Annotated in this window: 19 protein-coding genes; 8 read left to right on the top strand and 11 right to left on the bottom strand. The window is 72.8% G+C overall.

The window, feature by feature from the left end; genetic code table 11:
- The first annotated feature begins 4 nt into the window (after window positions 1–4).
- Together ACZ4MF_RS12645 and ACZ4MF_RS12650 are read left to right on the top strand one after the other, a co-directional pair.
- On the top strand, window positions 5–1267 hold the full coding sequence (locus ACZ4MF_RS12645) for a VWA domain-containing protein (RefSeq protein ID WP_467492018.1): 1263 nt from the start codon (window positions 5–7) through the stop codon (window positions 1265–1267).
- On the top strand, window positions 1267–2073 hold the full coding sequence (locus tag ACZ4MF_RS12650) for a hypothetical protein (protein ID WP_467492019.1): 807 nt from the start codon (window positions 1267–1269) through the stop codon (window positions 2071–2073). The genes ACZ4MF_RS12645 and ACZ4MF_RS12650 overlap by 1 nt, the downstream gene beginning before the upstream one ends.
- 76 nt (window positions 2074–2149) lie before the next feature.
- On the opposite strand, the gene ACZ4MF_RS12655 is transcribed toward ACZ4MF_RS12650, so the two are convergent.
- Entirely contained in the window at window positions 2150–2788 is a 639-nt protein-coding gene (locus ACZ4MF_RS12655; RefSeq protein WP_467492020.1) for a winged helix-turn-helix transcriptional regulator, read from the bottom strand.
- An 81-nt stretch (window positions 2789–2869) separates the two neighbouring features.
- On the opposite strand from ACZ4MF_RS12655, the gene ACZ4MF_RS12660 reads away from it, so the two are divergent.
- The 5 genes from ACZ4MF_RS12660 to ACZ4MF_RS12680 all read left to right on the top strand — a co-directional run bounded on the left by ACZ4MF_RS12660 (window position 2870) and on the right by ACZ4MF_RS12680 (window position 7968).
- Window positions 2870–4078, top strand: coding sequence for a pyridoxal phosphate-dependent aminotransferase (locus ACZ4MF_RS12660; protein WP_467492021.1), 1209 nt, complete (start codon window positions 2870–2872; stop codon window positions 4076–4078).
- A gap of 189 nt (window positions 4079–4267) precedes the next feature.
- Window positions 4268–6082, top strand: coding sequence for an FG-GAP-like repeat-containing protein (locus ACZ4MF_RS12665; RefSeq protein ID WP_467492022.1), 1815 nt, complete (start codon window positions 4268–4270; stop codon window positions 6080–6082).
- Between the two features lie 90 nt (window positions 6083–6172).
- Complete coding sequence (locus ACZ4MF_RS12670) at window positions 6173–6772, top strand: histidine phosphatase family protein (protein WP_467492023.1); 600 nt, start codon at window positions 6173–6175, stop codon at window positions 6770–6772.
- Window positions 6773–6841: 69 nt separating this feature from the next.
- A complete protein-coding gene (locus ACZ4MF_RS12675; protein ID WP_467492024.1) occupies window positions 6842–7492 on the top strand; it encodes a hypothetical protein in 651 nt (216 codons plus the stop codon).
- Between the two features lie 53 nt (window positions 7493–7545).
- Window positions 7546–7968, top strand: coding sequence for an acyl-CoA thioesterase (locus ACZ4MF_RS12680; protein ID WP_356025169.1), 423 nt, complete (start codon window positions 7546–7548; stop codon window positions 7966–7968).
- Window positions 7969–7986: 18 nt separating this feature from the next.
- Here the strand turns inward: ACZ4MF_RS12680 and ACZ4MF_RS12685 are convergent, their stop codons facing one another.
- Entirely contained in the window at window positions 7987–8841 is an 855-nt protein-coding gene (locus ACZ4MF_RS12685; RefSeq protein ID WP_467492025.1) for an NAD(P)H-binding protein, read from the bottom strand.
- 96 nt (window positions 8842–8937) lie between these two features.
- Here ACZ4MF_RS12685 and ACZ4MF_RS12690 point away from each other — a divergent pair, with 96 nt between their 5' ends.
- On the top strand, window positions 8938–9735 hold the full coding sequence (locus ACZ4MF_RS12690) for an AraC family transcriptional regulator (protein WP_467492026.1): 798 nt from the start codon (window positions 8938–8940) through the stop codon (window positions 9733–9735).
- A gap of 18 nt (window positions 9736–9753) precedes the next feature.
- Here ACZ4MF_RS12690 and ACZ4MF_RS12695 read toward each other — a convergent pair whose 3' ends face one another.
- The 9 genes from ACZ4MF_RS12695 to ACZ4MF_RS12735 all read right to left on the bottom strand — a co-directional run bounded on the left by ACZ4MF_RS12695 (window position 9754) and on the right by ACZ4MF_RS12735 (window position 17792).
- Window positions 9754–11145 (bottom strand): nucleobase:cation symporter-2 family protein, encoded by a 1392-nt coding sequence (locus ACZ4MF_RS12695; RefSeq protein WP_467492027.1) that lies wholly within the window; start codon window positions 11143–11145, stop codon window positions 9754–9756.
- A gap of 220 nt (window positions 11146–11365) precedes the next feature.
- A complete protein-coding gene (locus tag ACZ4MF_RS12700; RefSeq protein ID WP_467492028.1) occupies window positions 11366–12751 on the bottom strand; it encodes an 8-oxoguanine deaminase in 1386 nt (461 codons plus the stop codon).
- 78 nt (window positions 12752–12829) lie between these two features.
- Complete coding sequence (locus tag ACZ4MF_RS12705) at window positions 12830–14242, bottom strand: nucleobase:cation symporter-2 family protein (RefSeq protein ID WP_356025159.1); 1413 nt, start codon at window positions 14240–14242, stop codon at window positions 12830–12832.
- Between the two features lie 67 nt (window positions 14243–14309).
- The gene (gene pucL / locus ACZ4MF_RS12710) at window positions 14310–15233 is read right to left on the bottom strand and encodes a factor-independent urate hydroxylase (protein WP_467492029.1); all 924 of its coding nucleotides are present in this window, start codon (window positions 15231–15233) and stop codon (window positions 14310–14312) included.
- A 3-nt stretch (window positions 15234–15236) separates the two neighbouring features.
- The gene (gene uraH / locus ACZ4MF_RS12715; protein WP_467492030.1) at window positions 15237–15644 is read right to left on the bottom strand and encodes a hydroxyisourate hydrolase; all 408 of its coding nucleotides are present in this window, start codon (window positions 15642–15644) and stop codon (window positions 15237–15239) included.
- Window positions 15645–15648: 4 nt separating this feature from the next.
- Window positions 15649–16161 (bottom strand): 2-oxo-4-hydroxy-4-carboxy-5-ureidoimidazoline decarboxylase, encoded by a 513-nt coding sequence (gene uraD / locus ACZ4MF_RS12720; RefSeq protein ID WP_467492031.1) that lies wholly within the window; start codon window positions 16159–16161, stop codon window positions 15649–15651.
- A gap of 123 nt (window positions 16162–16284) precedes the next feature.
- Complete coding sequence (locus tag ACZ4MF_RS12725) at window positions 16285–16647, bottom strand: helix-turn-helix domain-containing protein (protein ID WP_356025151.1); 363 nt, start codon at window positions 16645–16647, stop codon at window positions 16285–16287.
- Window positions 16644–16907 carry a YkoF family thiamine-binding protein gene (locus ACZ4MF_RS12730; RefSeq protein ID WP_356025149.1) on the bottom strand — a complete coding sequence of 88 codons (264 nt, stop codon included), beginning with the start codon at window positions 16905–16907 and terminating at the stop codon, window positions 16644–16646. Before ACZ4MF_RS12730 ends, ACZ4MF_RS12725 begins: the two co-directional genes overlap by 4 nt.
- Window positions 16908–17180: 273 nt before the next feature.
- On the bottom strand, window positions 17181–17792 hold the full coding sequence (locus ACZ4MF_RS12735; protein ID WP_467492032.1) for a TetR/AcrR family transcriptional regulator: 612 nt from the start codon (window positions 17790–17792) through the stop codon (window positions 17181–17183).
- Between the last annotated feature and the right edge of the window lie 78 nt (window positions 17793–17870).

A 17870-nucleotide genomic window follows, 5' to 3' on the forward strand; every position in this document is an offset into this window, starting at 1 on the left:
TGCGATGATCAGAAGACAACGGCTGGCGGCGGGAGTCTGTGCTCTCCTCGCCGCCCTGGCGGCCGGGATCGCGTTTCCCGGCGGGGCTGTCGCCGACGGGACACAGGCGAGTGCGCCGAAGGTCGAACTCGTGCTGGACGTCAGCGGTTCGATGCGGACGCGGGACATCGACGGCGGCTCCCGGATGGCCGCCGCCAAGCAGGCGTTCGACGAGGTGCTGGACGCGACCCCGCAGGAGGTCCAGCTCGGCATCCGCACCCTGGGCGCCAACTACCGCGGCAACGACCGCCAGGAGGGGTGCAAGGACACCGCGCAGCTCTACCCGGTCGGGACGCTGAACCGGACCGACGCGAAGACCGCGGTGGCCACGCTCCAGCCGACCGGCTGGACGCCGATCGGGCCCGCGCTGCTGAAGGCGGCGGACGACCTGAACGGCGGCAGCGGAACGCGCCGCATCGTCCTGATCACCGACGGCGAGGACACCTGCCAGCCGCTCGACCCGTGCGAGGTGGCCCGCGAGATAGCGGCCAAGGGCGTCGGCATGACCATCGACACCCTCGGCCTGGTGCCGGACGCCAAGACCCGCGACCAGCTCAGCTGCATCGCGGACGCGACCGGCGGCACCTACACCGACGTACGGCACAAGGAGGAACTGAGCAGCCGGGTCGGGCAGTTGGTGCACCGGGCGGCCGATCCGGTGGTGACGCCGGTGGCCACCGAAGGCGCCGCACAGTGCACGGACGCGCCGCAGCTGAAGTCCGGGCTGTACACGGATCGCGCCGCGTTCGGGCAGCAGCGCTGGTACAAGGTCTCCGTCGAGCCCGGCCGGGAGCTGCGCGCCTCGGTCAGCGTGGCCGACGACCGCGCCGTGAACCCCGGTTACGGGGTGCTGCTGCGGGCGGTGACGCAGAGCGGCCGGGAGATCGTGCGCGGCGAGGCCGCAGGGACCGGCCGTACGGACGCCGTCTCCACCGGGCTGCGCTATCCGAGGCCGGCGAGCGACGACGACAACGCGCCCGCGGAGACCGTGTGTCTCCAGGTCAGCCACTCCTTCTCGGCCGCCGCGGGCGTCAAGACGACGCCCGGTCTGCCGCTGGAGCTGACCGTCGACGTCGTGGACGGGCCGTCCGGCCATCACGACGTGGCCTCCTTCGGCCTCGGGCGCGGCTGGTGGCTGCTCGGCACGCTCGTGGTGATCGGCTTCGTGGCCGGTCTGCTGTGGGGCTGGCTGTCGCGCTGGCGGGTCGCGGTCTGGAGGACGAACTGATGCGTGCCACACGTGTGTTGAGCGCCGCGCTGCTGGCGCTGGGGCTGGCCGCCGGACCGGCCGCCGCCGACTCCTCGCCGAGTCCCGCAGGGAGTGCGTCGTCCGACGGCTCGGCCCCCACGCAGGCGGGCACCTCGTTCCGTACGGCGACGGAGATGAAGCAGGGCCGGCCGGCCACCGCGTCCGGTTCGACCGGTGACTACCTGTACTGGTCGTTCCCGGCGGACGTCGGCCAGCGGCCCACCGTGAAGGCGACCGTGAAGCTGCCGCAGACGCACGGCGCGCAGACCTGGCAGCTCGACGTGTACGACGGGCTGCGGCGCCGGCAGGCGTGCCAGTACGGCGCCGACCCCCGCACCGTCGCGCAGGACGCCTCCCAGGCCGAACTGGCCTGCGTGCTGCGCACGGTGCGCGGCTGGGCCGAGCCGTCGGCGGGCGACCCGCTGCCGGGCACGTACTACGTCCGGCTGACCGTGGTGGACCTGGGCGCCTCCGACCTCGGCCAGCCGGTGAGCGCCGAGGTGCGCGTCGACTCCAAGGACATCGGCGGCGCCGGGGCCGTGGACGGCTCGCTGGGCAAGCCGCTGGTGCCGGGGATCGCCGTCACGTCCGGGGAGAAGACGGCCGGTGCGAAGACCGCGGTGCTCTCCAGCTTCGGGAGGAACGACGGCTGGTCCTCCGGCTGGTGGTCCGACCGCTGGGTGTGGACCGGGATCGGGGCCGTGCTCGCGGCTCTGGCCGGCATCGGCGGCTACGCCCTGACCCGGGGTTCGGGCCGGCCCTCCCGGGTGCCGCCGGGCGTCTGAGCCGTATCGTCCGAATCCTCCTGGGAGGCCTGCCGGACCGGCAGGCCTCCCCCGCGTCTCACCCCTCCCCCGCGTCTCACCCCTCCCGCAGCGCCTTCGCGAGCGTGCCCTCGCCGGTCACCGTCACCCGCCCCGCCCGCACCGCGTCCGGCAGGGTCGACTCCCCGCGCGCCACGGCCTCGCAGGTCGCCGCGTCCATCACCAGGCGCGCGTCCGCCCCGGCGGGGGCGGGACCGTCGCCGTACACCGGCCCCTCCTGCGCACCCACCCGCAGATGGAACTCGCCCTCCTCCAGGCCGACTTCGACGATCCCCTCGCCGGTGCTCCCCTCCCGGAGGGCTCGCAGCAGCGGCAGGGCGAACCAGTGCGCGCGCACCGCGTCCGTCGGGCGCCGCTCCCCCAGCTCGGCCGCGCCCCAGGTACTCAGCGCCTGGAGCACCGGCAGCAACTCCCGCCCCCGCATGGTGAGTTCGTAGACCGAGGCCGCGCCGGGCGGGGGCAGCCGGCGGCGGGTGGCGAGGCCGCCCTGCTCCATGTCCTTCAGCCGGGAGGCGAGGACGTCCGTGCTCACGCCGGGCAGGTCCGCGTGCAGGTCCGTGTAGCGGCGGGGGCCGGCCAGCAGCTCCCGGACGATCAGCAGGGTCCAGCGGTCGCCGACGAGGTCGAGCGCACGGGCTGCGGAACAGTACTGGTCGTAGCTTCGGCGAGGTGACATGCGACGCAGTCTAGACAAGACGTTGGACTTTCCAAGCTCCTACTTGGTAAAACCAAGCATCACGAGTTTCCGGAGGGGCGCATGGAGTTCCGGCAGTCGAACAAGCTCAGCGAGGTCTGTTACGAGATCCGCGGCCCGGTGATCGAGCACGCCAACGCGCTGGAGGAGGCGGGCCACAGTGTGCTGCGCCTGAACACCGGCAACCCCGCGGCCTTCGGCTTCGAGGCGCCCGAGGAGATCGTCCAGGACATGATCCGGATGCTGCCGCAGGCGCACGGCTACACCGACTCGCGCGGCATCCTCTCCGCCCGCCGCGCGGTCGCCCAGCGCTACCAGAACCTGGGCCTGGACGTGGGCGTCGACGACGTCTTCCTCGGCAACGGCGTCTCGGAGCTGGTCTCCATGGCCGTGACCGCGCTGGTCGAGGACGGCGACGAGATCCTCGTCCCCGCCCCGGACTTCCCGCTGTGGACGGCCGTCACGACCCTGGCCGGCGGCAAGGCGGTCCACTACCTGTGCGACGAACAGGCCGACTGGAACCCGGACCTGGCCGACATGGCCGCCAAGATCACGGACCGCACCAAGGCCGTCGTGATCATCAACCCGAACAACCCGACCGGCGCGGTCTACCCCAAGGAGGTCGTCGAGGGCATCCTCGACCTCGCCCGCCGGCACGGCCTGATGGTGTTCGCCGACGAGATCTACGACCAGATCCTGTACGACGACGCCGTCCACCACTCGGCCGCGGCCCTCGCCCCCGACCTGGTCGTCCTCACCTTCTGCGGCCTGTCCAAGACCTACCGGGTGGCGGGCTTCCGCTCGGGCTGGCTGGTCGTCACCGGCCCCCGGCAGCACGCGAAGAACTACCTGGAGGGCCTGACGATGCTGGCCTCCATGCGGCTGTGCGCCAACGCGCCCGCGCAGTACGCCATCCAGGCCGCGCTCGGCGGCCGCCAGTCCGTCCACGAACTGACCCGGCCCGGCGGGCGGCTGTACGAGCAGCGGAACGTGGCCTGGGAGAAGCTCAACGAGATCCCCGGCGTGTCCTGCGTGAAGCCGAAGGGCGCGCTGTACGCCTTCGCCCGCCTCGACCCCGCGGTGCACAAGATCCACGACGACGAGAAGTTCGTCCTCGACCTGCTGCTGCGCGAGAAGATCCAGGTGGTCCAGGGCACCGGCTTCAACTGGCCCTCCCCCGACCACTTCCGCATCCTCACCCTGCCCCACGCGGAGGACCTGGAGGCGGCGATCGGCCGCATCGGGCGGTTCCTCGGCGGGTACCGGCAGTAGCCGCGACGCGTACCGGCACCGGCGCGGCGGGCGCCGCGACGCGGCCGTGCCGTACGTCCGTGCGAGGCCAGGGGGGTTCATGGGAAGATCATCCGGCATGACCCGGGGGTTCCCGCGCGCCCGACCAGCGCCGCACCGCGCTCCCCCCGGTCCGGACCGAACAGGCCGTAGGGCCGAGGGGAAGCACCGTTGTTCTCTTACCGCGCACGCCGGGCGGCCGTCGCCGTCGTATGCCTCGCGGCCGTCGGGGGCCCGGCCCCCGCGGCGCAGGCCGACAGCGCCACGCCTCCGCCGCCCGCGCCCGCACCCTCCGCCGGGCGCGAGGCCCGGGACGCCGCCCGGTTCTGGACCGCGCGGCGCATGGCCGACGCCCCGCCGCTGGACGACGTGCGCACGGCCCCGACCGGGCCGGGGGCGGCGGCCGCCGCGGCGGGCCGGCCGCAGGGCACCCTGTTCCCGGGATCGCCCCTGGTCGGGACGTTCTTCGGGTCCGACGGACCCAGCGGCACCACCTGGCACTGCACCGGCAGCGTGATGGACACCGGGGCGCGCAACATCGTCCTCACCGCGGCCCACTGCGGACTGAGCATGCGCGGCGACTACCTCTTCGTCCCGAAGTTCGTGAAGGGCGCGGGCCCCGACCAGCAGCCGTACGGCATCTTCCACATCCAGCACCTGTTCACCGACCCGCGGTACGTGCCCGACCAGGGGTCGACGACCACCAGGAAACCCGTCTCCGACCTGGACACCGCGTTCGCCCGGGTCTCGGCCAACCAGCGCGGCCAGAGCCTCCAGGACGCGGTCGGCGGCGGACTGACCTTCACCCCGGCGCCCGGGTACACCAACCGGAACGTGACCGTGGTCGGCTACCCCTCCTACGGACACAACACCGCCGGACAGGCCGTCAAGTGCACCGTGCCGACCACCCAGTTGCCCGGCTACCGGCAGATGTCGATGACCTGCGGCGGCTACTACGGCGGGGTGTCCGGCAGCCCGTGGATCACCGACTACGACGACAACGCGCGCACCGGGCACGTCATCGGCGACCTCGGCGGCTACAACGGCGGCGGCAACGACGCGAACGTCGACTACATCAGCTACGCCCCGGCGTTCGGCGACGACGCCGCACGCCTGCTCGGCGCCGCGGTCGCGAACCAGGACCTGCGCACCGAGCTGCCGCCGTACCAGGGGCTCCAGGACCCGCTGCCGGGCGGCGGCGCGCGCTGGCGCAGGGCCACGCTGCTGGCCTCCGCCGACTACACCGGCGACCGCCGGGGTGATCTGCTCACCGTCTGGTCCGACGGCGGGATCACCCTGCATCCCGGGGACGGCAAGGGCGGGTTCGGGTCCGAGCAGCGGCTGCTGAAGGCCAACTCCACCTGGACGCACGCCCGCACCGTCACCGGCGGGGACTTCACCGGCGACGGCCGCGCCGACCTCCTGGTGTGCTGGTCCGACGGCGAGGCCACGCTCTATCCGGCCGTGGGCGGGGCCGGCCTGGGCCGGGAGGTGCGGATGGCGGCGCCCCGCTCCGCCTGGCAGAACGCCGTGCAGATCACGTCCGGGCAGTTCGACGGCGGCAAGGGCGCCAGCGACCTGCTGGTGCGCTGGTCCGACGGCCGGCTGACCCTCTACACCGGGGTCGCCGCCGGCACCTTCGGCCCGGCCCGGCAACTGCTGAAGGCGAACGGCACCTGGACCAGGGCCGCCCTGCTGAGCGGCGGGAGCTTCGGCAACAGCGGCGGCTTCCTGGTGCGCTGGACGGACGGCTCGCTGGACGCCTACACGGGCACCTCGGCCGCCGGGCCCGGCACCCGGTCCCGGGTGCTCGGTGCGAACGGCACCTGGACCCACGCACAGGTCATGACCACCGGGGACGTCACGGCCGACCACAGGGCCGACGACCTGCTCGTGCGCTGGTCCGACGGCGAGACCACGCTGTACGCCGACAGCACCGCCAAGGCCCTCGGCAAGGAGAACACCCTGGTCCGCTCCGGCGGCTGAGGCGGGGACCGGCCGTCTGGCGCAGTCCGTCCTGCGCGCGGCGGGCCTCCTGTGCCACCGTGCTGGCAGGAGAGCGGGAAGGGCGCGCGCGTGGGTGACCTCTTTCTCGTCCGGCACGGCGAGACCGAGTGGTCGCGCTCCGGACGGCACACCGGCTGGACCGACGTGCCCCTCACCGAGCACGGCCGGGAGGAGGCACGCCGGCTGGTTCCGCTGGTCCGCTCGCACCGGATCGGCGCGGCCTTCGTCAGCCCCCTCCAACGGGCCCGGGAGACCGCCGAACTCATCGGCGTCCCCGACGCCCGGGTGGACACCGACCTGCGCGAGTGGGACTACGGCGGCTACGAGGGCGTGACCACCGTGGAGATCCAGCGGACCCGGCCCGGCTGGTTCCTGTTCACGGACGGGGTCGCGCCGGGACCGCCGGAGCACCCGGGCGAGACCCCGGAACAGGTGGGCGAGCGCGCCGACCGGATGCTGGCCAAGGCCGACGCCGCGCTCTGCAACACCGAGGGCGTCGTCGTCCTCATCGCCCACGGCCACTTCCTGCGCGTCCTCACCGCCCGCCGCCTGGGCCTGCCGCCCCGGCAGGGCGCCCTCTTCCAGCTGGCGACGGGCGCGCTGTGCCGGCTGGGCACGGAGCACGGCCGGCCGGTGGTGGCGGGGTGGAACATCCGGCCGCGGGAGTAGCGGGCGGCCGGGCGGGGCCCGTTGTCAGAGCCGCGCCGTACGCTGCACAGGCAGGGAAGGAGTACGGCTGTGACCCGAGCGCCGAGTGCCGCGCAGCGGCGGGTGATCGACGGGGCCGACCCGGTCACCGGGCGGGTGCGGGGGACGGAGGCGCAGCTCGCGGCGCTGCTGAGACGCGGGCTGGTGTTCCGCCATCCGCGGCCGCCGCACGCGTACTTCCTGACCCCGGCGGGGCATCGGATACGCGAGGCGGCGGACGCCGCGCCGGCAGGCGCCGCACCGGCGGACGGGCCGGTGGCGGATCCGGCGGCCGGGGCGGGGGTGTTCGCGGCGCGGGCCGGCGGCGCGGACGAGGCCGCCGGGGCGGGGCCGGCGCGGGCGCGGGAGGTGCACGGCGCGTGGCTGGGGCTGCTGGAGCTGCGCCGGATGACCAACGCCGACGGCGCGGTGGACCGGCCGTGCGGCTGGGAGCGGGCACATCTCGTGCGGGCCGCGGCGCTCGCGCTGGAGGCGGCCGGGCACCGTCCGGCGGACGGGCGGGCGGACGGCTACCGGGTGCGGGCGACCCCGCAGCCGGAGGCCGTCGCCGTGTACGCGCCGGACGCCCAGGCCCTGGCGGACTGCGCGGCCACACTGGAGCGCGCGGGCTGGCAGCCGGGCGAGTACACCGAGCCGCGGACCGGGACCCGGTATCTGCTGGCCTCGCCGCGCCGGGTGTGAGCCGCGTGCCAGGATCGACCGACCGCAACTGTGAACGCGAGGAAGGGCAGGCAGTGGCCGAACCGTTTTCCGTCCGTGTGACCGTCCGTGGCTACGAGACCGACACACAGGGGCATCTCAACCAGTCCGTGTACCTCAACTACGCGGAGCACGCCCGCTGGTCGCTGCTCCAGGCGGCCGGAATAAGCCAGGCCCGGCTCGTGGGCCGGGGGGTGGGCCCGGTGGCGCTGGAGACCACCATCCGCTTCCGGCGCGAGCTGCTCGCCGGCGACGAGGTCGACGTGACCTGCGCGTTCGAGTGGAGCGGCGGCAAGACCTTCCGGATCGTGCAGGAGGTCCGCAAGACCGACGGCACCCTGGCGGCCGAGGTCAGCGCGGTGGGCGGGCTGCTGGATCTCCAGGAGCGCAAGCTGGTCGCCGACCCGCGCACGGTGTTCAAGGAGCTGACGACGGACCTCGCCCTGTTCGGCCTGTAGCCGCCGGGCCGTACCCGCTCAGGCCGTGCCGAAGGCTGCCTTGTGGTCCTCGGCCCACTCGCGGAAGGTGCGGGCCGGGCGGCCCAGCACCTCGGGCACGTCGTCGGTGACGAGCGCGTTGCGGCCGTCGCGCATATAGGCGACGCCGGTTAGCACGTCCGGTATCCGCGTGTCGTCGATCCCCCACGTGGTGCGCAGGAATTCGGCCGTCTCGTCGGGCGTCAGGTCGCGGGTGGCGACCGGGCGGCCGAGGACCGCGGTGAGGGCGGCGGCCTGGTCCGGGACGCTGATCGCCGCCGGTCCGGTCAGGGTGTACGTCCGCCCGTCGTGCGCGTCCTCCAGCAGGGCCCGCACCGCCACCTCGGCGATGTCGCGCGGGTCGATCACGCCGGACGCCCCGTCGGCGGTCATGTTCGGCACCGGCTCGCCCCGCCAGACGGCCGGCGCCCAGGCCAGCGTGTTCGAGGCGAACGACGACGGCCGCAGGACCGTCCATTCGGCACCGCTGTCCCGGACCGCCCGCTCCCCCTCGCCGTGCCAGGCGGCGGAAGGGCCGGCCGCGGAGTCGTCGGTGCCGATGGCGGAGAGCTTCACCAGCCGCCGCACCCCCGCCGCCCGGGCCGCCGCCACCAACGCCGTGTCGTGGCGGGCACCGGGACCGGGCGGGCACACCAGGTACGCGGCCCGCACCCCGGCCATCGCCGCCGCGAGGGAGCCGGGGTCGGCGTAGTCCCCGCGGACCGTCTCCACCCCGGCGGGCAGTTGGGCCCGTGCCGGGTCGCGGGTCAGGGCGCGGACCTTCTCGCCGCGCGCGGTGAGCTGTCGTACGACGTCGCTGCCGGTGGTGCCCGTGGCACCCGTCACCAGAATCATGCGGTCCACGATGGGCCGCGCGGGGCGCCGTTCTCTTGGAAATTCCGGCACGGTTCGCCCGCCCGGAAGCGGGTGCGGCGCGCGTACGGTGGAGTGATGCCGAACACCGTCGCCGCGCGGGTCCTGACCGTGCCCGAGGTGCTGCGCCCCTGGATCGCCGGGGTGCGCACGCTGTCCCTGTCCGACGCCGAGCGCACCGAGGAGCCCTTCGTGCGGCTGCCCACCGCGGTCACCAAGGTGGTGCTGCGGGTGGCCGCGGACGGGCGGCGCGACGTGCTCGCGGTCGGGCCGCGGGTGCGGGCCTCGTACCACGAGGGCAAGGCTCGTCTCCGGTGTGTCGAGCTGCGTCTCACGCCGGGCATGACCCGCCCGCTGCTCGGGGTCGCCGCCGCCGAACTGGCCGGCCGGGCCGTGCCGTTGGAGGCGCTGCCCGGAGCGATGCCCGAGCTGCTCGCGGCCGCGCTGCGCCGGCTGGATCCGGGCGATCCGCTGCCGCGGCTCGCCGGGACGCTGCCCGGCCCGCTGTCGGACGCCGCGGACCCCGCCCGTACGACGCTGCTGCGGGCGGGGGTCGACGCGCTGTCGGTCCGGCCGGACCGGACGCCGGCCCAGGTGCGTGAGGCGGCCCGGGAACTCGCGGTCAGCGAACGGCAGTTGCGCAAGCTGTTCGCCGAGGGGGTCGGGGTCTCCCCCAAGCACTACACCCGCATCGACCGCGTCCGCACACTCGTCACCCGGGCCGGTGACGCCCCGTGGTCCCAACTCGCCGCCGTCGCCGGGTACTTCGACCAGGCGCACATGACGTCCGACTTCCGTGCCCTGATGGGCGTTCCGCCGCGCTCGTACCTCACCGGCCGGCTGCCGTCCCTGACGCCCTGCCAGGCGCGGGGGTGAGGAAGAGCGCGGCGGCGGTCAGTGCGCGGGGGTGAGTTCCGCTCCCGCCTCCATCGGGTGGGTGACGTCCTCGGCCTCCCTGCCCTTGCCGAGGTGGTTGAAGAGGAGGTTGAGGATCACCGCCGTCACGCACCCGGTGGAGATGCCCGAATCCAGGACGATCTTCGCGGTCCCGGGGAAGGCGTGGTAGAAGCCGGGCGCGGTGATCGGGATGATCCCGACGGCCAGGGAGACGGCGACGATCAGGACGTTGTTGTCCTTCTCCAGACCGGCCCGGACCAGGGTCTGGATGCCGCTCGCGGCGACGGAGCCGAACAGGACGACGCCGGCGCCGCCGAGGACGGGGCGGGGTACGACGGCGATCAGCGAGGCGGCCGTCGGGCACAGGCCCATCAGGACCAGGAAGCCGCCGCCCACGGCGACCACGAAGCGGCTGCGGATCCGCGTCATGGCGACGAGGCCGATGTTCTGCGCGAACGCGCTGCACATGAAGCCGTTGAAGAACGGGCTGAGCGCGGAGCCGAGGGTGTCGGCGCGCAGGCCGGCCGCGATGACCTTCTCGTCCGAGGGGCGCTCGACGATCTCGCCGAGGGCGAGCATGTCGGCGGTGGACTCGGTCATGGAGACGACCATCACCACGCACATCGAGAGGATGGCCGCGAGGTGGAAGGTGGGGGCTCCGAAGTGGAACGGCGTCGGGAAGCCGACGACGGCCGCCTTGGTGACGGGGGTGAAGTCGGTGACGCCGAACGGTATCGCGATGAGCGTGCCGAGGACCAGGCCGAGCAGGACGGCGATCTGTTTGACGAAGCCCCGGGTGAAGCGGCGCAGCAGCAGGACGAGCAGCAGGGTGATGCCGGCGAGGGTGAGGTAGGTCGTCGAGCCGTAGTCGTGCGCGGCGGGGTTCGGGCCCTGGGCCCAGCCGAAGGCGACGGGCAGCAGGGAGACGCCGATCAGGGTGATGACCGAGCCGGTGACGACGGGCGGGAAGAAGCGGACGGCCTTGCTGAAGAAGGGGGCGGCGAGGAAGCCGAGGAGGCCGGCGACGATGACCGCGCCGAAGATCATCGGCAAGGCGTCGGACTTGTCCTTGGCGGAGGCGACGATGGCGGTCATCGGGGCGACACCGGCGAAGGTGACGCCGTTGACGAAGGGCAGCCGGGCGCCGATCCTCCAGAAGCCGAGGGTCTGGAGGAAGGTGGCGAGCCCCGCCGTGAACAGGCAGGCCCCGGTGAGGAAGGTGAGGTCGGTGCCGGACAGGCCTGCGGCCGCGCCGACGATCAGGGGAGGTGCGACGACCCCCGCGTACATGGCGGCCACATGCTGCAGGCCGCTGGTCGCCATTTTCAGGGCGGGGAGTTTCTCGTCGACGGGATGGGTGACGGGTCGGGCGACAGGTTGGACGGTCACGGCGGCTCCTCCGGACGGTTAACACGTCGTCGTCGACGTGGGTTTCAGGGAGGTGGTGCGTGTGGTCGTGCGGGACCGTGACGGGGGGGGAACAGTGAGGGGTGGGTGACCGTTCCGGGACGGGTGCGTGCGCACCCGCCCCGGAACGGCTTCCGTGAACCCCGCTCGGGTTCACGGGCCCGGCCGGGAGCCGTCCCTCTCGGCCGGAGTCCGAAGGGGATCAGCCCTGGGCGGCGATCCGGGCGAGGCGCTGGGCCTCCTCGCGGGTGGAGCGGGCGATGGTGTCCTCGTCGACGGTGAGCAGGCGGCCGTTCTCCACGATCTGCTCGCCGTTGACGAAGGACGCGGTGACCGGTGCCGCCGCGCCGAAGACCAGCGCGGTGACCGGGTCGGCGATGGAGGCGTGGGCGAGGGTGTCCATCTTCCACAGCACCACGTCGGCCAGCTTGCCCGGCTCCAGCGAGCCGATCTGGTCGCCGCGGCCGAGCACCCGGGCGCCGCCGTGGGTGCCGAGCCGCAGCGCCTGGCGGGCGTTCAGCGCGGCCTCGCGGTGGCTGCCGAGACGGTTGATCAGCAGGGCGTTGCGCAGTTCGGTGTGCAGCTCGCCCGACTCGTTGGACGCGGTGCCGTCGACACCGAGGCCGACCGGGACGCCGGCCGCGAGCATGTCCGGGACCCGTGCGATCCCGGCCGCGAGGCGGGCGTTGGAGGACGGGCAGTGGGCGACGCCGGTCTTCGTGCGGGCGAAGGCGGCGATGTCGGAGTCGTTCATGTGGACGCAGTGCGCCATCCACACGTCCTCGCCGAGCCAGCCGGTGGACTCGAAGTAGTCGGTCGGGCCCATGCCGAACAGCTCGTGGCAGAACTTCTCCTCCTCCACCGTCTCCGAGCCGTGGGTGTGCAGCCGTACGCCGAGGCGGCGGGCCAGCTCGGCGCCCTGCTTGAGGAGTTCGGTGGAGACGGAGAACGGCGAGCAGGGGGCCACGGCCACCTGGATCATGGCGTCGAAGGAGGCGTCGTGGTGCTTCCTGACGGTCTCCTCGGTCGCCGCGAGCGCGCCCTCCAGGGTCTCGACGGCGAAGTCCGGCGGCAGGCCGCCGTCCTTCTCACTGCGGTCCATCGAGCCGCGGGCCAGCGTGAAGCGGACGCCCGTCTCGGCGGCGGCCCGGATGATCGACCCGGACAGGTCGCCGGAGCCGTGCGGGAAGACGTAGTGGTGGTCCATGGCGGTGGTGACACCGCCGCGGGCCATCATGGCGAGGGAGCCCTGCGCGGCCGCGTACGTCATCCGCTCGTCGATGCGCGCCCAGGTGGGGTACAGCGCGACGAGCCAGTTGAACAGGTTGTGGTCGGTGGCGAGGCCCCGGGTGATCCACTGGTAGAAGTGGTGGTGGGTGTTGACCAGACCGGGCGTGGCCAGGTGGCCGCGTCCGTCGATCCGGCGCACCACGTTCTCCAGGTGCGCGGGGGCCTGGCCCGCGCCGAGCGACTCGATGCGGTTGCCGGCGAGGACGAGGTACCCGGAGGCGTACTCGGTGTCGCCCGCGTCCACGGTCGCGATGGCGCAGTTCTCGATGACGATGCGCTGGGCTGCCGATGGTGCCATGGTGCTTCCTTGTCTGTCAGTGGCGGATCCGCGAACAGGGCGGGGAGGGAGTGTCCGCGGGGAGGGCACGGCAGGACCCTAGGAGGATTTGAGTGCCGGGGCGGGGCCGCCGCTCCGGGTGCCGAGATGGTGGAAGAACAGATTGAGCAGGACGGCGACGACGGCGCCCGCGCTGATGCCGGAGCCGAGCACGGTCTGCGCCCAGGCCGGGAAGTCCGCGTAGAAGGTCGGCGCGGCCAGCGGGATGATGCCCGCGCCGAGCGCGACGGCGACCAGGATGATGTTGGAGCTGTCGTCGAGGCCCGCCTCCGACAGGGTACGGATGCCGCTGACCGCGATCGAGCCGAACAGGACGATGCCCGCGCCGCCGAGGACCGGCATCGGCACCAGGGAGACGACCGCGCCGAGCACCGGGAAGGCGCCGAGGACCAGCAGGGCGCCGCCGGCGACGGCGACGACGTAGCGGCTGCGCACCCGGGTCAGCGAGACCACGCCGACGTTCTGTGCGAAGGCGGAGGTGGGGAAGCCGCCGAAGACGGGGCCGAGCAGGGTGGCGATGCCGTCGGTGCGCAGGCCGCGGGTGATGGTCCGGGCGTCGGTGCGGCGGTCGCAGATCTCGCCGAGGGCCAGCATGCCGGCGCTGGACTCGGTCATCAGGACCAGCATCACGATGCACAGCGACAGGATCGCCGCGGGCTGGAACTCGGGGGCGCCGAAGGCGAACGGTGCCGGCAGCGCGGCGAGGGGCGCGGACTTCAGGGCGCTGAAGTCCGCCATCCCGAACGGGATCGCCGCCAGCGTGCCGATGAGCAGTCCGAGGAGCAGGGCGACCTGCTGGACGAAGCCGCGGCCGAAGCGCTGGATCAGCAGGATGACCGCGAGGGTGAACCCGGCGAGCGCGAGGTGGCTCATGGCGCCGAAGTCGGGGGCGGTCCTGTCGCCGCCCTGTGCCCAGCTCACCGGGACGGGCATCAGGGTGACGCCGATCAGGGTGATGACGACGCCGGTGACGAGGGGCGGGAAGAAGCGCAGTAGCCGTCCGAAGAACGGGCCGACGGCGAGGCAGAAGACGCCGGCGACCATCACCGCGCCGTAGACGGCGGGGAGTTGATGCCCCTTGGCGTTGGTCTCGGCGATCGCGAGGATCGGGGCGATGCCGGCCGAGGAGGCGGCGTTGACGAAGGGCAGCCGGTTGCCGACGAAGCCCTTGACACCGAGGGTCTGCAGGAGGGTCGCGACGCCCGCGACGAGCAGGCTCGCGGCGATCAGCCGGGTGCGGGCCGCGAGGTCGAGTCCGCAGGCCTGGCCGATGATGAGCGGAGGAGTGACCACGCCCGCGTACATGGCGGCGATGTGCTGGAGCGCGGCGGGGGCGAGCCGCGTGGGGTGGAGCTTCTCGTCCACCGGGTGCACGGACGTGACGGCGTCCTCGGTGTGCGCCGGCGGGGTGGAACACGGGGCTGTGTCGGGCCCCTTCGCAGGCTGAGCCATTTCGTTCCCTCCGGTGTGGCGGGCCCCCGGCCGTGCGGGCGGCGGGGCCGGGGGCCCGCGTCCCGCGTCAGAGGTTGGTCATGTCGACCGGGATACGGGCCTCACAGCCGTCCCGCAGGATGGTGGCCTCGATGAGGCCGTAGGGACGGTCGGCGGCGAAGTAGACCTCGTTGTCGTTCTTGAGCCCGAACGGCTCCAGATCGACGAGGAAGTGGTGCTTGTTCGGCAGCGAGAAGCGAACCTCGTCGATCTCGCTGCGGTTGTTGATGATGCGCGAGCCCATCTGGTACAGCGTCTGCTGCAGGGAGAGCGAGTACGTCTCGGCGAAGGCCTGGAGCATGTGCTTCTTGACCTGCTCGTAGGACTTCTCCCAATGGGGCATCTTCTGCTCGTCGTCGGTCCAGTTGAACCGCCAGCGGCCGGAGACCTGGGTGGCGAGGATCCGGTCGTACGCCTCCTGGAGGGTGGTGTACTTGTCCTTGACGTAGCCCCAGAACTCGGAGTTGGTCGAGTTCATCACGACCAGGTCCTTCAGGCCGGAGACGACCTCCCAGCGCGCACCGTCGTAGGTGATCTGGGTGACGCGGGTCTCCTGGCCCTTGCGGACGAAGGAGTGCTTGACGTCGTCCGCGCCGATGAACTTCGAGTTGGCGTCGGAGGTCTCGATCCGCTCCCAGGCGTACTCCTCGATCCGGATCCGCGCGGTCCTGATCGGCTCCTGCGAGGTGACGAAGTGGCGGGCGAGGTGGATGCCGAACTGCTCGGCGGACTCGATCCCGTACTCCTTGGCGAACGCGAACACCGTGTTCTTGGTGGTGTCGGTCGGCAGGACGTTGGCGTTGGAGCCGGAGTAGTGCACCTCGTCCATGTCGCCGCTCAGCGCGACGGAGACGTTGAGGTCCTTGATGTGATGGGTGGCGCCGTCCCGCGTGATCTTGACGACTCGGTTCTCGGCCTTGCCGTACTGGTTCTGTCCCAGAATGGTGGGCATTCGCTAGCTCCCTCGGTAAACGGAGTAGCCGAACGGGTTGAGCAGCAGCGGCACGTGGTAGTGCTCGCCCGGCACGACGGCGAACGTGATCGCCACCTCCGGGAAGAACACGCCGCGTCCGCTGTCCCGATTCGCGGGGGCGTCCTGCTGCGCATCGGCTTGCTGGTTCGCAGTCTTCTCTTCGAAGTACGGTTCGACGGCGAAGTCGAGCCGTACGTGGGTGGTTCCCTCCGGCAGGGCCGGCAGGTCCTTGCACCGCCCGTCCGCGTCGGTCGCGGAGCCGCCGAGCGCCTGCCAGTCCGCGCTCCTGCCGCTGCGGGCGAAGAGCTGGACGGCGACGCCCGCGGCGGGGCGGCCGGCCGAGGTGTCCAGGATGTGCGTGGACACGGAGGCGGTGGTGCTGGTGCTCATGGTGTCAGGCGTCCTCTTCGACGAGTCGGGCCAGGCGGATACGGTTGATCTTGCCCAGCTCGGCGCGGACGATCTCCCGTTCCTGCTCGGGCGCGTTCCCGATGCGCTCCTTGACCGCGTCGCGCATCTGCTCGCCGGTCCGGCCGGTGGCGCAGATCAGGAAGACGTGGCCGAACTTCTCCTGGTAGGCCAGGTTGAGGTCGAGCATCTCGGCCTTGAGGTCCTCGGAGGCGCCGGCCATGCCGCGCTGCTCGCGGGCGGAGGTCGGATCGCCCGGCTTGGGGCGCCCGATCGGCGGGTGTCCCGCCATCGCCTCCGCGAGGTCGTCGCCGCTCAGCTCGGCCATGGCGGCGTCGCTGGCGGCGTACAGGTCGTCGGTGGTGGCGTACGGGCGGGCGGCGCTGACGCGCCGGCCCCACTCGGCGGAGGCGCACGCCTCGTGGAGGGCGGCGAGGGCCTCGCGTTCCTCCAGGTCGTTGAACCGGGCCAGACCCGGGGGCGTGGGAGTCGTCGTCACGGGAGCCTCCGTGGCCGGAAACGGCCTTCGTGCTGAACGGGCTGCCGATAGTGAACGCCCCCGGGAACGTCACGTCAACACTTTGTTGAAAATTCCGCGTAACAGGCGCGCCTCTTCAGGGCACTACGCACCTTTGTCCCGGTTGAGGTAGTTGTACACCGTGAACCTGCTGACGCCGAGCGCGCCGGCGACCGTTTCCACCCCGTGCCGGACGGCGAACGCGCCGCGCGCCTCCAGGGTCCGTACGACCTCCTGCTTGGCCTTGCGGTCCAGCTCGGCCAGCGGCCGCCCTCGTCGGCGCTCCATGGCCGCCAGGATGTGGTCGAGGGAGTCGGCGAGCTGCGGCAGGCGTACGGCGACGACGTCGACGCCCTCCCAGGCGAGGACGACGTCCTCCTCCCTCGCCTCGTCCGGCGGCAGGATCTCCCCGCCCATCGCGTCCACCAGCGGCTTCACCGCGGCGATGAAGGGCTCGTCGCCACTCATCTATCACCCTCCCCGAACCCGTCGTCGATCACGTTGACCTGGAGCGAGACCCGGGTGGCACCGGCCTTCAGGCTCCTGCGCAGCAGCGCGTCCACGGCCGTCAGGACGCGGTCCGCTCCGCCCTCCGCCGTGTTGCCGAACGGGCCGACGTCGACGGCGTCCAGCTCGGCCGTCTCGATGACCTCCCGCGCCGCCAGGGCGTGCGCGGGCGCCTCGTCCAGGTCGAAGGGTTCGGTCGTGAACTCCACTCTCAATCGCACAGTACCCCTAAACACCCTTCTGACCTGCGCTTTTACCGAATCACCCACCGAGTGGGCACATCGGGCGCGCCGAGGGCACAGCGACCGACTGCGCCACGGTCGCGATCCACCGCAGGCCGATCCGTTTCACGCGACGGCGCCGGTCCGTCCGCCACGAGGCGACCCTAGCCGACCGGGGCTGCGGTGCGCGGGGTGCGCGGACGCGATCCCCGCGGAGCCACGGACCCGCGGAGCCACGGGAGACGGCCGGGGCCGTCGCGTGGACGACCCGGCTCATCCCTGCGTGGCCGTGCGCACCGCGGCTTCGGTGAGCGTGGTCGCCGTCCGCACCGCGCTCGCGACGGCGTCGTCCGGGGCGAGGCCGCACAGGTCGGTGAGGGTGAAGAGGGCTTCGGCGCCGACGACCACGGCGAGGTCCCGCTTCAGCTGGGCGAGGGCTTCCGGGTCCGTCGTGGCCAGCGTCTCTTCGAGGGGGGCGAGCGCGTGGTCGATCAGCCCGAACCGGACCCCGGGCCGCTCGGCCGCCGCCGCGGGCCGGGCGACGGTGGCCGCGATCATGGCGCGCACCGCCCCCTGGCGGCGGAGTATGCCGCGGAGCAGGAACTCACAGGCGAAGGCGACCCGTTCGACGGGGTCGATGGAGTCCGCGACCGGGGCGAGCGCCTCGGCGGGGGGCGGCCAGGCGCCGGCCAGGGCCTCGCCGATCAGCGACGGGAGGTCGGGGAAGTACCGGTAGGCGGTGGGCTCGGAGACCATGGCCGCGCGCGCGACCGCCGGCATGCTCACCTCGCCGCCCGCGGCGATGAGGCTGCTCGCGGCCTCGACGATCGCAGCACGCGTGCGCCTCTTCTGATTGCTGCGGCCGGTGTCGATCGGCGTCGCCATCGGTGCCGCCTCCCTCCCTGCTCGTCCGGCGTTCCCGCCCGTCCCGTTCACGGCCATTTTATCACTGCGAACCCTCTT

The organism is Streptomyces sp. NPDC025793 (assembly GCF_055558375.1).